Annotated in this window: 12 protein-coding genes; 1 reads left to right on the top strand and 11 read right to left on the bottom strand. The window is 42.9% G+C overall.

What is annotated here, in order from left to right; all coding sequences use genetic code 11:
* Window position 1: 1 nt before the first annotated feature.
* Entirely contained in the window at window positions 2–1,327 is a 1,326-nt protein-coding gene (locus ACFFLD_RS03650) for a capsular polysaccharide export protein, LipB/KpsS family (RefSeq protein WP_386036591.1), read from the top strand.
* A gap of 76 nt (window positions 1,328–1,403) precedes the next feature.
* Here the strand turns inward: ACFFLD_RS03650 and ACFFLD_RS03645 are convergent, their stop codons facing one another.
* The 11 genes from ACFFLD_RS03645 to ACFFLD_RS03595 are packed head-to-tail and all read right to left on the bottom strand — an operon-like array spanning window position 1,404 to window position 14,801.
* On the bottom strand, window positions 1,404–2,075 hold the full coding sequence (locus tag ACFFLD_RS03645; protein WP_386036594.1) for a PIG-L deacetylase family protein: 672 nt from the start codon (window positions 2,073–2,075) through the stop codon (window positions 1,404–1,406).
* Window positions 2,072–3,133, bottom strand: coding sequence for a pseudaminic acid synthase (pseI, locus tag ACFFLD_RS03640; protein ID WP_386036597.1), 1,062 nt, complete (start codon window positions 3,131–3,133; stop codon window positions 2,072–2,074). Before pseI ends, ACFFLD_RS03645 begins: the two co-directional genes overlap by 4 nt.
* Window positions 3,123–4,049, bottom strand: coding sequence for a GNAT family N-acetyltransferase (locus ACFFLD_RS03635; RefSeq protein ID WP_386036600.1), 927 nt, complete (start codon window positions 4,047–4,049; stop codon window positions 3,123–3,125). The genes pseI and ACFFLD_RS03635 overlap by 11 nt, the downstream gene beginning before the upstream one ends.
* Window positions 4,050–4,090: 41 nt before the next feature.
* Complete coding sequence (gene pseH, locus ACFFLD_RS03630) at window positions 4,091–4,585, bottom strand: UDP-4-amino-4,6-dideoxy-N-acetyl-beta-L-altrosamine N-acetyltransferase (protein WP_386036603.1); 495 nt, start codon at window positions 4,583–4,585, stop codon at window positions 4,091–4,093.
* Between the two features lie 4 nt (window positions 4,586–4,589).
* Window positions 4,590–5,684 carry a UDP-2,4-diacetamido-2,4,6-trideoxy-beta-L-altropyranose hydrolase gene (gene pseG, locus ACFFLD_RS03625; protein ID WP_386036606.1) on the bottom strand — a complete coding sequence of 365 codons (1,095 nt, stop codon included), beginning with the start codon at window positions 5,682–5,684 and terminating at the stop codon, window positions 4,590–4,592.
* Window positions 5,675–6,475: an SDR family NAD(P)-dependent oxidoreductase gene (locus tag ACFFLD_RS03620; RefSeq protein ID WP_386036609.1), complete on the bottom strand. Its 801-nt coding sequence runs from the start codon at window positions 6,473–6,475 to the stop codon at window positions 5,675–5,677. Before ACFFLD_RS03620 ends, pseG begins: the two co-directional genes overlap by 10 nt.
* Complete coding sequence (locus tag ACFFLD_RS03615; RefSeq protein ID WP_386036612.1) at window positions 6,468–8,099, bottom strand: aldo/keto reductase; 1,632 nt, start codon at window positions 8,097–8,099, stop codon at window positions 6,468–6,470. Before ACFFLD_RS03615 ends, ACFFLD_RS03620 begins: the two co-directional genes overlap by 8 nt.
* Window positions 8,096–9,253 (bottom strand): UDP-4-amino-4,6-dideoxy-N-acetyl-beta-L-altrosamine transaminase, encoded by a 1,158-nt coding sequence (gene pseC / locus ACFFLD_RS03610; RefSeq protein ID WP_386036615.1) that lies wholly within the window; start codon window positions 9,251–9,253, stop codon window positions 8,096–8,098. Before pseC ends, ACFFLD_RS03615 begins: the two co-directional genes overlap by 4 nt.
* Complete coding sequence (gene pseB / locus ACFFLD_RS03605) at window positions 9,253–10,251, bottom strand: UDP-N-acetylglucosamine 4,6-dehydratase (inverting) (protein WP_386036618.1); 999 nt, start codon at window positions 10,249–10,251, stop codon at window positions 9,253–9,255. Before pseB ends, pseC begins: the two co-directional genes overlap by 1 nt.
* Window positions 10,252–10,309: 58 nt before the next feature.
* The gene (locus ACFFLD_RS03600) at window positions 10,310–11,266 is read right to left on the bottom strand and encodes a glycosyltransferase family 2 protein (protein ID WP_386036621.1); all 957 of its coding nucleotides are present in this window, start codon (window positions 11,264–11,266) and stop codon (window positions 10,310–10,312) included.
* Between the two features lie 10 nt (window positions 11,267–11,276).
* Window positions 11,277–14,801, bottom strand: a complete 3,525-nt coding sequence (locus ACFFLD_RS03595; protein WP_386036624.1) for a glycosyltransferase — start codon at window positions 14,799–14,801, stop codon at window positions 11,277–11,279.
* Window positions 14,802–14,824 lie beyond the last annotated feature (23 nt).

Genomic DNA, 14,824 nt, shown 5'->3' with positions numbered 1-14,824 from the left:
CATGAACTATGTCTACTGCAGCGACTTAAAGAACTATCAAGTCTTAGGAACGTTTCTAGAACTACTTTATTATTTAAAAGTAACAAAAAACGAAGATCCGATTCCTCTAGTAATTGTGGGCGCTCGTGATGCTAACAAGATTCCTTCTTTGAAGAGTTTTCTTTCAGAAAAGCTCGGCATCGAAAATGGAATTTTCCAAACAAATGACAAAATAAGCTTTAATGGCACTATTGAAAAGATAGCAGAATCTCTTACCTATGGAATTACTAATGTTAAGAAACTTCAATCATTAGAATATAATAGCATCAACATTGGAACAGGTATTGCTTCTAGCTTAATATCAAAGTATAGATGCACAAACCTTGAATTAATTAAAATTCGGAATGAGCTAAACACATATACCCAACAAACTGTTCTTTTCCTTGAAACATTTCAAGAACTAGCTTCAAAAACGGTGAAACCTGGCGACACGATATATATTTATAATGGCAGACATTACAATACTTACCCACAGTCTCTTTTCTGCGAGCAGCTTGGGTGTAATATATTTTATTATGAGCGAATGAACAGCTGGAAGAATCTTAAAATACAAAAACCCAGAATTCATGATTTCGTTGCCACCTCTCATATTGTCAAGAACTTATGGGAAAGCACCAACGATAATAAAAAGAAAATAATAGGCCAATCATTCTTTGATAAAAACATGAACAATCAATTCACACGCAATTTTTCAGAGAAATTGGATATAAATAAAAATATCATCTCTTTTTTTACTTCTAGTGAAGATGAATTTGCATCATTAGATCCACGAATTTGTTTATCCGATATTTTTGAGGACCAACGCCAAGCTATTGAATGGTTAATCAACTGGGCAGCATTGCAACACGAATACACGCTAGTTATTAGACTGCACCCGAATCAAGAACGTATATGCACAAAGGATTATAAATATTGGCATACCCTTTCGGGTAAAAATGTTGTTCTAATTCCTAGCTCTTCTAAAATAGACTCATATGATTTAATTAATCGCTCATCGAAGGTAATTACTTTTTTATCTACGATAGGAATTGAGGCAACTCGAGCCAGTATTCCTAGCATCACATTAGGCAACCCTATCTATAAAGGACTTGATGCAGTTTATGAGCCAACGAATATTGAACAGCTAAACTATCTTCTAGAAAATGACATAAAAACAAAAAAAAAGGAAAATACAACACCTTATGGATACTATAATTTAAAGCAAGGACCAAGCTTAGATTTCCTCCCTCATACTGGGTTTGCCTCTTTTGAAAGCTATCCTGAATTTCTTAACAGCAAAATTTCTTGAGTTAAGCATTAAAGTGCCAAGCAGCTGTCTTGCCCAATTGACTTGACAGCTATCTTCAAAAAATAAACAAGTTAGCTTATTTAATAATTCGTATTAATGTAAATGCCTCTGCTGCTTTAGTACCTACCGAAGCTCCTCGGCCCTCGCTTTGCCTTTTAGAATTCATGATTGATCGAGCGTGAGGCTCATTCCGCATTTCCTGCTTATATGCTTCCAGCGCTTTAAGCTTTGTTTCAAGATATGCTGAAATATCAACGAAAACATTAGGAATGAAAGGAGCAACTCCGGGTGTGTACCATTCAGTAGAAGATAGTACTTCAAAAGCATAGATTTCTTTGACAGAAGCACCTGGTACAGGTCTACATGCTGTGAGTACGGCTTGATGAGTAATTCGATGATCTACATTCAAATCACCGTTGTGGTGAGTGTAGATTACTTGGGGCTGCACTTCGTTCAGTACGCTTTCCAGCTTCTGAACGATGTCTAGTAAAGGTATGTTATCCATACGGTTGTCAGGAAAGCCAAGCATGTATGTATGCTTTATTCCCAAGATCTGGTGAGCTTTAGCAGCAGCTGCGTTTCTTTCTTCAAGCTCCACATTACTAGCTTCCGGACGGGAGGTTACACCGTCTGCCAGAAAGACTGCATAAACGCTATCGCCCTGAGCGACGTGTTTTGCGATAGTTCCACCGCAGCCCAGCGCTTCATCATCAGTGTGAGCAGCTACAAGAAGGATTTTTTTATTCACCCGATATACTCCCATTTCATAGCAGTGCCAGCAGACAAGTCTTGATTCACCCTCCGACCCAATAATATATCGATGTATTTCGGTGCCAAGCCATATCCTGGGCGTACTATTTTTAAGTTTTCTTCCGTCAGGACATCATCCTTTTTGACATTCTCAGCAATGTATAGAGAGCGCCGGAACTTAAGGGATTTCTTTTCAACAATAGTGCCACCATATACAACATTACCCACACTTGCCCAGGCACGCTCACTTTCTTCTACTAAAGATGAGAATTCATCCGGTTCAAGTGAGAACGAAGCATCCACACCTCCATCTGAACGTTTCAGCGTAAAGTGTTTTTCCACAACAGTTGCACCAAGCGCAGCCGCTGCACATGACACCCCAATACCAAGAGTGTGATCAGACAAACCAACCTGAAGCCCAAACATATCACGCAGGTGTGGAATCGTTGCAATGTTCGCGTCTGACGCAGTTGCGGGATAACTGGAGGTGCATTTCAGCAAAATGATTTGTTCATTACCCTCTGACCTAGCTGCACTCACCGCATCATGAATATCAGCTACAGTGCCCATTCCAGTAGACATAATCAATGGCTTACCGGTAGCTGCCGCTTTTCGGATCAGAGGAAGATCAACTAACTCAAATGATGCTATTTTGTAACAGGGCGTGTTTAACTCCTCGAGAAAGTCGATTGCTCCCAGCTCGAATGGCGAACTGAATACCGTCAAGCCTAGCTTTGCACAACGGTCAAATATGGGTTTATGCCACTCCCAAGGCGTTACCGCCTCCTTATACAGCTCGTATAAATTTCGACCATGCCATGGGCTTTGAGGGTCGTCGATCAAAAACTCTGGGGTAGTAGCATTTAAAGTAAGGCCAGCCGGGCTTGCAGTTTGTAACTTCAAGGCGTGCACACCTGATTTTGCAGCTGCATCAACCAATTCCATTGCACGTGCTAAAGATTGATTATGATTGCCTGACATTTCGGCTATGATAAATGGAGGATATTTTTGTCCTACCTTTCTTCCATTTATTAAAATATGATTATTAGTAAACATCGTTATCTCCCAAACACAAATTCACGCATGACTCAAAGAAAACAGGCCTCAAATCATCTATATGAATAGCAATAAAATTATCGTTCTCGCTAGAAACCGAGTAACCTTCAGAAATAAATAACATTTTGTGAATAGTAGAAGACCAAAGATTAATTCTATCAAAGTCTTCAGGCAAAAATTCAATATCATTAATAAGTGATCGAACAGAATCTTCGTCCGTTCCGTCAATATCAACCACGTGCAATACTTTTTTTTCACGGTAAAACTTACAGACACAATAGGCACTAACATGCCCCTTCTTTTTAGAAAAGCCAAACCAATAATTGACTCCTGGCTTAGATTCATAACGCCATTTAATAAATTTTTCGTCTTTTATAATTGAAAATATTCTATTCTTTGATGACATTTCTGAACAGGCAGCGAAAGCGCGCCTAACATCATCGCTTATCGTACCATAATGCCACTCATTTACTGGGCTGCCTTCCCTAGAAATCGCTTTTTTCTCTATAAACTTGACAGGGTATTGTACTCCCCAACCAACTTTTTTATGTCCTGGAAGTGCCAATGAATTTGGGATACCGTAAGCAACTTTAGCAACACTATTTCTGCTAGCATCATTAAGGGCTTCCTTACTAATCTTTACGAATAATTGTTTTCCTTGATGGCCAGGACAAACAAAAACGTTATTGCATAGTAAAGCTATCGAACGGCTCCCTTTCCAAATACAAGGTAAAGGATAAAGGCAATATCCCGCAACTAACTCACCATTATAAACCAAAGAATATTTAATATTTTCTTCATTAAAAATCCATTCGTAAATCTCACGACTCAACTCTCTTTTAAAAGCCGCTTCCCAGGACAAAATGAAATCATTTTTCTTTTCACTTCCAATCTTTATCAACTCATAATTACTCATTGCAAGCCTCATAACTCGAGAGAAAACTACTAAAACTATAACTAAATATAGTCATCAGCCAGTAGCGCAAAACGAGTTACTGACTCATAGCCTTTAAAACCTAAATAATGATCGTTAAAAACACCTTCAATTTTAAAATTAAGCTTTACATGAAAAAAATAACTTCGATTATTGCTCTGCAAAACTTCTGCATTTAGCTTATGAAACTTTAAAGTATTGAAAAAATAGTTAAGAGCCTCGCGGCACATACTGGTTCCTGTGCCCGGTGGAGCATCTGGTGCAGCGTAAAATCCCCAAAAGGCATGGCTAGAAGCCTTATCCATATCAGTGAAATAGACTATACCTGATGGTATTCCTTTATCATCAACGAATAGCAGCCATAAGGAGTCATTTTTTTTGGCCTTACGTTTGAACCAAGCTTTATGCTGATCAAAATCAATGATCGACTGAGAGAACATTTTTGAACGGATAGCAGGATGATTGCGCCAACCCAGCATGAGTTCCAAGTCATCTTCTTTTATTTCACGCAGAGTCATAGCCTTAATTTCCTGTCAGCACCCGACAAACATACTGCGCGCCATAACCATCCACTATCTTTCTCATAACGTCGGAGCGTTGGCTATTCGACTCGGGCTCGCTGATCACAGACCGAATAGCGCAAGCGATGGCGTCGGTAGTCAATTCGTCGGCCTTCCCAAGGAAAGTTACTAGGGAACGATTTCCTAGGACCTGATTAATTTTATCTTGATTACGTGCAATGCTTGCAACAATTACGTTTAATCCTAGACACATTCTTTCCCAATTCGTTGTTCCGCCCGCTCCTAGCATTAAGTCCGCTCGCACCATCAAAGCTGCTAAACTAGGCAGCCCTGAATAAAGCTGGGTATTGGCACGTTTATTAACCAGTTCTTGTATAACAGCAGACAATGGATAATTTTTGCCAATCACGACGTCAACGGATAAATGACTGAACTCTTGCTTTGCAAGAACTTTCAGGTACAACTCAGTCAGATGGAAGGGATCGCTCCCGCCCACGAAAATCAAGATTCTAGCTATAGAGCCGTTTCGCGAAGGTAGAGCATTGGCCAATACGGCGTATTCATGACTCAGTAAAGCGTATGTTGGCCCCAGCAATAGTCTACAATTTTCATTTACGTTGGATTGATACCGTCGCTTAAAACAACAACCCAATACGTTCTGATCTAACAACACCGCACAGTCATGCTCCCGATCTGCTAAGTCATCAATCACCATAATCTGGCTAACGGCTTCCGCCAATTTACGCTCCCACTTGGCATCAAGGGCATAATGATCGACAATCAACCACTCTGCGTTGGAGCTGGAAAGCACTTGAAGCGTTTGGTTTGCGTCGGTCTGCCATGGAACACCCAGCCAATCGGCATGAGCAAGCACTAACTCATCTTTTGCCAATGTTTCTAATTGTTCAGGTGGCTGCAGCAGGTGTAGTTCAAACCCCTTTTGCGTGATTATATCTGCCAGATGACCTTCATGATTTCTGCAAATAAATAAGCATTGATGCCCCTGCCGACGCAGCTCTTCAGCCAGAGTCAGGCAGCGCATGACGTGACCAGTACCAATCTGTACAGAAGCATCAGCACGGAAGGCTACCAGCATGTCCACCCTCCATCGACCACCAGATTGGCGCCATTAACAAAGCTGGAAGCATCCGAGATCAAAAATGTTAACGGGCCCTGCACCTCTGCCGCTTGACCAATCCTTCCCATCGGCACTTTACTCGCCAATGCTGTCACAAATCCCGGGTTGGATAGCTGTATGCTTTCAGATGGAAAAGGACCTGGAGAGATGGAATTGACTCGAATCCCCTCATTCCCGAATTCACAGGCAGCATAGCGGGTCCATTGCAACAAGGCAGCTTTAGCCGCACCATAAAAAGGCGGATTAGCCGTAATTTTGTCCTGATAAACTCTCTGGTCAGGGCTGACAATTCCGTACATAGAGCCGATATTGACGACCGATGCATGCCCACACGACTTCACAGCTAGCTTCAAACCAGGAAGGGCCTGCTGCAATAATCGATGAGCCGATACCACGGATACTTCATAGCTATCACGATATTGATCTACTGAAGCTGTCTCGATGGAGCCAGAAGCACCAGAATAAGCGTTATTAACCAAACCATGTAAAGGGAAGTCGATACTCTGAGAGAACCACTGCCTAACTCCATCATCATCATTAACATCAAACACAGCCGGTAATGCAGAAAGACCTTCACTACGAAGTTTACCAACCACCTCTTCTGCCCGCTCGCGATTGCGACTATTGATCAGTACTGTGGCACCCATTTCTGCAAGACCACTAGCCATTGCTCGCCCTAAATAACCAGTAGCCCCCGTAATCAACACATTCCGGTGCTTAAGGGAAAATTGTTGAGACATGTTAGTCATTGGTTTGTTTCCAGGTAGCTGGGTTAAGAGTTTCGTAAGAAACAAACGGGCGGTCGTTCACTATCGAAGCCAAGGTTGCTTCATTCCATGGTTTGGTCGCAGCGTTCGCAAGGTTATGAATCAGTTGCTCCTGATTGTCCACACCCATTACCAATCCATCGATCCACTTTTGGGAAAGGACGAACCGGATGCACAGATTAACCACATCGTCATGAGTATGCTGTTGAGCTTTCGCTCTCAACCAATCAATCACGCTTTCAGGTTTTGTACACCACGCCCGTTGCCAAAGTTCATCGTGGTCAGTCGTTAAGAGCCCTTGAAGTAACGCACTTCGAGCATGAATGATTAACTTCCTACCTTTACGCACGTGAGCTATTTTTCCGACAACACTACCCCAACGATCGTCCAATATATTAAAGGGTAGTTGGATAAGAGAAACATTTTGAAAACCCAGAGCGTCTAAAGCTTCTTCTGGGGATTGCACAGAAACCCCCAGTTCTTTAATCACTCCTTGTTGCTTTAAGTCGCTAACAGTTTTCCACACAACGCCTTGCCATTTCGTAAGGTGAGCAGAACGGTGAAGCATGAGAACATCTAGCTTCTTGGCATTTAACGCATGGCAGGATTGGTAGACACTGCGTTCAACAAAAACACGTACTAATTTCGGGTCCGCATCAATTGGACAATCACTGAGCGGCGAGAGCTTAGTTATAACAGTTGCTCTTGATGCCCAGCCATTGGAAAGCGCTTTTCCAACAACATTTTCACTATCACCGTAGGCACGGGCTGTATCTATATATTGTACTCCGTTGGCAATAGCGGTACGGATCAGTTGATTTACTTTGGCCTGCTCAGGACGTCCTTCACTGTTGGCAATACCGTAATCGAGACCAAATTGTGCGCTGCCTAACACCATTCGAAATGCGGGGGTAGTCATAAATACATTCGTTGTCACTTCTCTGAGTCTGTCCAGCAAGACTTCGAGTGGCAGCTGTTCGATAGACTCATCATGTCCAAATAGTTTTGAAACCAGGAGATAGTCATCCAAAGTGTCAACTGTACATCGCCACTGCTGCATCTCTAGCTCTTGATATCGCAGAAAACTGTTCCGACCATATTTTTTAATAATCCAAGGAGTTACATGTTCTCGATCAAAGCCTGACTCTGTATATTGATGAGCTTCTCTTAAATACTTCGCTCGAGTAATCTCTGCACTGACGCCATAAGGCAACCCGGACAATTCACCACCACAGCATAGATAAGGTAGCTTGCGTTGTTCAAAGTACGTCAGCAGCTCATCGATGAAAGGGCCATCAGGGAAAACGTTGTCACCAGTCAGCCTGACAACCACCTCATCATCAGCAAGGTTCTCCAGCGCATCCACAAAGCGCTTAAGCGTATTGTCTAACTCACCACGAAAATACTCGACTCCCCAGCTTTTCAAAACCTCGCACAAAGCATCGTCTGAGCATTCATGAGAGGTGACCACAATAACTCTTTGCCCGGTATTTCCAGCACGTCGAGCCGCTAATACTACTAGGGGCATTCCCCCCACAGGCAGTAAACTCTTGCCCGGTAAGCGTGAGGAGTTCGTCCTTGCCTGCAATAAGAGTATAGCGCTCATACTAGAGCTTGCCCCAGCGCCGTCACTACCGCGTCTTGCTGCTCATCCGTCAGCCCCTGAAACATAGGTAAACTGATGGCTTCACGGTAGTAATTCATTGCTTCGGGGTACGTCTCCGGTTCAAACCCCATTTCCTGGTAATAAGGCTGGATATGAACGGGGATGTAGTGCAGGTTTACACCGATGCCCTGCCCTCGTAGAGACTCAAATATCTGGCGATGTGTTTTGGTGATGGCATTCAGTTGCAAACGAATTACATACAGATGCAGGCCGGAATAGCTGTCCGGGTGCTGCCAGGGCGTTGTTACCGGCAGGTCGTTTAAAAGCTCATCGTAACGTTTGGCCAGTTCATGCCGACGGGTGACAAACTCATTAAGCCGATCCATCTGACTGATCCCCAACGCAGCCTGCAGCTCGGTCATGCGATAGTTATAGCCCAGCTCGATTTGCTGGTAATACCAGGGACCATCGGTTTTATGTGTCATCTCTGCAGGGTCACGGGTAATGCCATGACTGCGCAGCAAAGCCATCTTGTTGGCTAATTCGTCGCTATTAGTGACCGCCATGCCGCCTTCTGCCGTGGTGATGATCTTCACAGGGTGAAAACTAAACACAGTGATATCGCTGTAGCGTCCATTGCCTATAAATTCACCTTGGTATTTCCCGCCAATGGCGTGAGAGGCGTCTTCGATCACCTTAAACCCGTAGCGCTTCGCCAATGCGCCAATTGCTTGCATATCGCAAGATTGGCCACACAAATGTACTGCCACGACCACTTTCGGCAGCGTGCCCGAGCGCTCAGCGCGCTCGAGTTTCGCTACTAGCGCCTCAGGACAGAGATTGTAAGTGAGTGGATCAATATCGACAAAATCGACATGCGCACCACAATAAAGGCCACAGTTTGCCGACGCCACGAATGTGATCGGAGAGGTCCAAAGCCAATCACCTTTGCCAAGTCCTAGCGCTAAGCAAGCAAGATGCAAAGCAGAGGTAGCGCTATTCACTGCCACCGCATACTTTGCACCTACATGGGAAGCTACTGCCTGCTCAAAGCGGGGTATTTGAGGCCCCTGGGTGAGGAAGTCGGACTCAAGAACCGAGACAACCGCATTAATATCAGCTTGGGTAATTTCTTGACGGCCATAAGGGATCATCAAATAGCTCCAATCTTCTCTCGATGCTGATCAATCCAAGCCTGCAGATCAGCATCAGACATCCATTCGCTATTGTTGTTACTTGCATAGACGAAGCCATCCGGCACACGCTTGCCATCTTTAATGCGATTGGCGTCTTTATCCCAACTGTTAATCTGCGGTAATATTTTAAAGTGTTCAGGATATTCATAAGTATAATGAGCGTCTTCAGCGCTTATCATCTGTTCATGTAGCTTCTCACCAGGGCGGATACCTACTACTTCCTGCTTGGCACCGGGTGCGATAACCCTTGCCAAGTCAGTCACCTTCATTGATGGGATTTTCTTTACGTAGATTTCACCGCCTTCCATATCCTCGAAAGCATGCCAAACTAGTTCAACACCTTCTTCCAATGAAATCATAAAACGCGTCATGCGTTCGTCGGTAATTGGCAGCACGCCTTTATCTTTAATCGACATAAAAAATGGAATCACTGAACCGCGTGAACCCATTACATTGCCGTAACGAACCACCGAAAATCGAGTGGAGCTATGACCGGCATAGTGGTTGCCAGCAACAAACAATTTATCGGAGGTTAACTTTGTTGCGCCATATAGATTAATTGGACTACTAGCTTTGTCGGTTGAGAGTGCTACCAGCTTTTTAACGCCCTTATCAATGCAGGCATCAACAAGATTCATAGCTCCTATAACGTTAGTTTTTATGCACTCAAAAGGGTTATATTCAGCGATAGGAACAATTTTTGTGGCAGCAGCATGCACGACATAGTCAACATCATCTAAGGCACGATAAAGGCGATCCCGGTCACGCACATCACCAATAAAAAAACGTACACGCAAATCGCCTTCAAACTTTTTTGCCATCTCCCATTGTTTCATCTCATCACGAGAGAAAATGATGACGCGGCGAGGGTTATAGCGTTCAAGCAGCATGGGCACAAAAGTGTGGCCAAATGATCCGGTACCACCGGTAATCAAAACTGACTTATCGTTAAACATATATACCCCTCTTAATTGCGCAAAAATATCTAGCTATTGTTATCATCCTTGAGGCACGTTAATATTCAATTGGCCCTAAACCTTTCAATAACTGACCTGCTTTATTCATGTATTCTTCACTTTTTTCTTTTCCATAACGTTTATCAACAATTCCATGCACTCTTAAAAGACAGTCAATCTCAACTAATGTTCTTTTTTTCATCATATGCTTTTCTAAATGTGGGCGACTCTCCAACAGAAGCCCAAGATTACTTGACCATCGTTCAAGGTCGTTATTTACATCGATTTCTGACGCAACTGTTTGCCTATGACTGTGAGAGCCGACGTTGCCTCGTCGGTAAGCTGCCATAATATCTGGAATATAAACCACGCCTTTATCAGACGCTAATACTTCCATAAAAAAATCCCCAGGCCCACCTTTAAGCTTTTTTCGGAACTGAGTGTACTCAAGGTACTTGTCCATCTTAATAAAGTAAGAAGCTGTAGGTGCGAACTGATTTTTTAAACCAAAAATCAATTTCTGAGGAAGAATTCTAACTTTATTACCATAATAACAAAACACATCTTCGCTATTGTTTTCTTGAGAAAAAATAATCGCTGGATGTACGCAAAAAAAGGCTTTTCGCCTAGTGGTTTCTTCATACTGTTTTTTTAATTTTGAATTATCGAGCCAATAATCATCTCCCTCGCACATAGCGATATAGTCGCCTTCTAGCTTATCTAAGTGCTCCTCTTTTTGCGCAATACCATAGTGGTTATACTCAGCATAATAAACATCCATGATATCTGGATAGCGTTCTTCAAAAGCTTTTAAAATCTCACGTGTGCCATCAGTGGAGAAATCATCATAAACAACCACCTTAAAGGCAAAATCGCTTTTTTGTGAAACAATACTTTTCAAACATTCAAAAATATAATTCTTATGATTATAACAAACAACCAAGCAAGTAACTTTTACTTGATTATTTTTCCACGCACTTTTAACACTAGCTTGATCGGGCAAAGAGGCCATCATACTTTATATCTCAACTAATTTTATTTGAAAAGGCTATTAAAACTTCTTCTGCCTGCTCGGTAAACTTTAGCCTTGCTCGGTAAGCGTCCAATTTCTCTTTGCTCTTAATACGTCCAATATATGACGAATTAAACCCATATTCGCTTGCTTTAGCAATTATATCTCGTATATTACTTTTCCCGGCTCTATTAAAAGCATGCTTAACTATAACAGTAGATTCTTTATTTGAAAGAGCATCAAACACTTCATAAACACTACATCTTTCGTCTAAAAACACAACATCGGAATTGCTGCCGATATCACCAAGATCGTGCGCTTGGTTATTGACACAAGAAATATCTATATCTGCAAACTTCATACATATTTCGCTCAAGCTCATACGAGATATTTTTTTCTTGGTAACTGATGGGCTTAAGCATTCATAGTAAGCATTTCCTGCACCGTAAAAAACTGATGCACTATTAGGCTTTTTATCGTATGTATTCTTCTGTTTATTTTTAACAGGAAACCCAAACTTTTCTATCAATTTACTCACAGCACGATCATTTCCACCTTCATGAATATTTTTCTTCCACAAGCTAGTTTCATCTTTAGCGGTAGTAGGCCATTCAATTAATCGAAAATCGTAGCTAGAGCGTTTTGCTTTAGCTCCATTGAGTGACGCCATCCAGTATAGCCAAATATCATCTGTGCTAGGGCAAAGCTCCAAGAAGCGCTCTACGTTCGAAACATCTGAATGAAACACATTCGGTGGGTATAAAACGCCTGCACAGCCCGTTGGAACAATCAGTCCATCTAATGTCTCGTCTGCACTAACCTCCCACTTCCATTGGCGATAAGGCACTGGCTTATTATTCTTATCAAGAAGAATTTTATGCGCCCTATGAGCTACAATTGTTTTTCCATTACCATCCCAGCTCTTAATTAACTCACTTAACCAATCTGGATCATAATAAATATCATCATCAGCAGTGACGATGAAGCTATTGGGGTATTTTTCAAGTGCTGGAATTATTTTTTTATACGAAAGGATATCTTCGCAAAACTGAATGCTCAGCCCATACTGCTCCAGTCGCCATACCGCTTTAGGTAAATCTTCTTTTTCGTTTTCTGCAATCCAGAGAACCAACATATCAGGAAACGTTTTTTGTAAGAGCAAACTACGCAGAGTAAGATGAAGGTTATCAAAACGTGGTTTATAAGACGTTAACGATACTACAACCTGACCCGGCAGAGAATGGTTTGCCTTGATCGGTGTAATTGATGCTTTGGCTACTACTTTTTTTAAATCTTCAACCGTGGAAATAGTTGTCTTTTTCTTGTCTACTACCTTAGGCAAAAGCTCTTGTGCTTCCAAAAATACCAATGCTTTTTCTTGACTTACGCTCGCAAGCAACTCAAAAGCTAAATCATGAGCAGCAAACACGGCACTCATTATAAAAGCAAGTTTCGTCTTATTTTCATTATCTAGCACAGCCATCCGGTCATGATTAGGCAAAAATAGCACATCAGCGCTTTCCTGCTCAGTAGCACATGATACCCGAGCATTAAGCTCGTCAGGCAAATGACTGTAGTGGCGAATATTTTGGAAACGGTAAAAACGAAATCCATTACGACTAGCCCAGTGCTGGAGCTCTGCCAAGCTGGGTTGTTTTTCATGGGTAAGCTGGAAGGGCACTCTCGCCTGAATCAACAGAGTGTCTTTAAGTGATTGCTTACCATTCTCCAGCACGGCCATGGCATTACTCAGCTCATCGAGAATCAACCAATCAAGGTTTCCCAAACCGTCGATACTATCCAGCGCTACAGTATTTATGGGCAGTTCAGCTAAAAGCTTTGCACCCAAGTGATGGCGCTTAGGTAGTTTTTCCGGTGGTAATGGTGTCAGTACACTGGTCATTTCCGGAGCTACACAGGCATGCAGCGTTGTCGCCTTTCCATCACCTAGTAGTGCGTGTTGAAATAATTGTATGTACTCGCTGCCTTCGTACTGTTTGGTATTTTTTACTTCGCTGGCGGGATCAAACGAGACGATACCAAATGCTTTTGTAGCAGCCATCTGCTCGGCAAGACCACTTGTAATCAAGCTCGCACGGTTATCGAGCACCATCACCTTGCCGTTAAATTGCCAAGTAAAATCATCTGGCAAACACAAGCGTGTCGCTTGTGACTGGACATCCAGTTTAGCTAAATGTTTTGTCTCTACCAATTGCTGCAACGAGCTATCGATCTTAAAGTCAGGCCTAGTTGCCCGGTAAGCCAAATTCTGTCGGTGGCGCTTCCTCTGGATAACAGTTAAGTCTTTATTACCGGCAAGTAGTCTTGCTAAAGGTGTTAAAGCGGTAAGCAATCGCTCTGTGGATCGATCAAGATGGTGTTGCTCTGTACCTACCTGCCACGCACGAGCAACATAATCTTGATAAAGCAATTCATTATCATAAAAATTAGTAACGGCATCTGCTAGTGGTTGAAGCTCTGTTTCGCTTAGTAAATGTTTATAAGGCTCCTCATAACAGGCGTGAGGAAAATCAAAGGCAACACCTGCGTTGCCAATCATTTCGGGCATACCGCCGCGGTTGGTAATCAGCGCTGGAATACCGTTAAGCATCGCTTCCGCTAGCATACGCCCTGAACTTTCCCACCATAGGCTAGGCGCAACCACCACACGAGCACGGCTGTATGGGCCTCTCATATCGCTGGTATTAGGAGTCACTACTACATTGCTTAAAGAACTACGTTGCCCCCCCATTAGCCCAGTGGCTTCGCGCAATACTGCTGACCAGTCGGCTCGTGCTTCTACTACTTCGAGCTCAATGTCAGGCCTTTCGCGTTCCAGCTTTTCTGCCAACTGTACAAATATACTGGCACCTTTCTGCCAGCTGGGATTAACAAACAATAGACGTTTGCGCTCATGTTGCTCAGCCACAAAGTTTTCTGGAGCTATAAATTTTCCCACTGGTGTAGCCGCAAAACCAACTTCTTTGCGGTACATATCCGCCGTAGCTTGACTATCCGACAGGATCAAATCTACATCACGACACCAATGTGGAGCTTTATAGTTGCCGTTAGCCAAATAGAAGGCAACAGGAATACCTCGGTCGCGGGCTTCATTGGCAATTAGCATATCCAGCGTTTGTCCGCCGTAGAACCAAACAATATCCGGTTTAAAAGAATCTAGCATATAGAGATATTGGCTATGCCAAAGGCTTTCTTCATAGGACGTAAAATGATTACGATTTTGGCTATAGCTGACCACTAATTGATGTGTTAGCGGGCCGTCTTCTGCTTCAATAAGTTGATGTAGGTGGGTTTTAAGAGCTGGAAACTGTTCTTCGAGCCGCCCCATACCTTTGGCGTTATCAAATATGGTCGCTCCTAACACCTGAATATCATAGCCATGAGCCACTAGCTGCAGCAACATTTGGCGCACGGTCATACTAGCGCCGCTGGAAGTATCTAGCAGGCAAAAAGGATTAGCCCATAAGAGGCGGGGTTTGCGTTTTTGAGTAGCAGACGAAGGAGTAACCTTAACCATGAAGCAGCTCACACGTGAAAATG

Origin of the sequence: Vreelandella sulfidaeris (assembly GCF_042429665.1) — a bacterium.
Taxonomy (GTDB): Bacteria; Pseudomonadota; Gammaproteobacteria; order Pseudomonadales; family Halomonadaceae; genus Vreelandella.
This window is presented reverse-complemented; position numbering and strand designations above follow the sequence as displayed.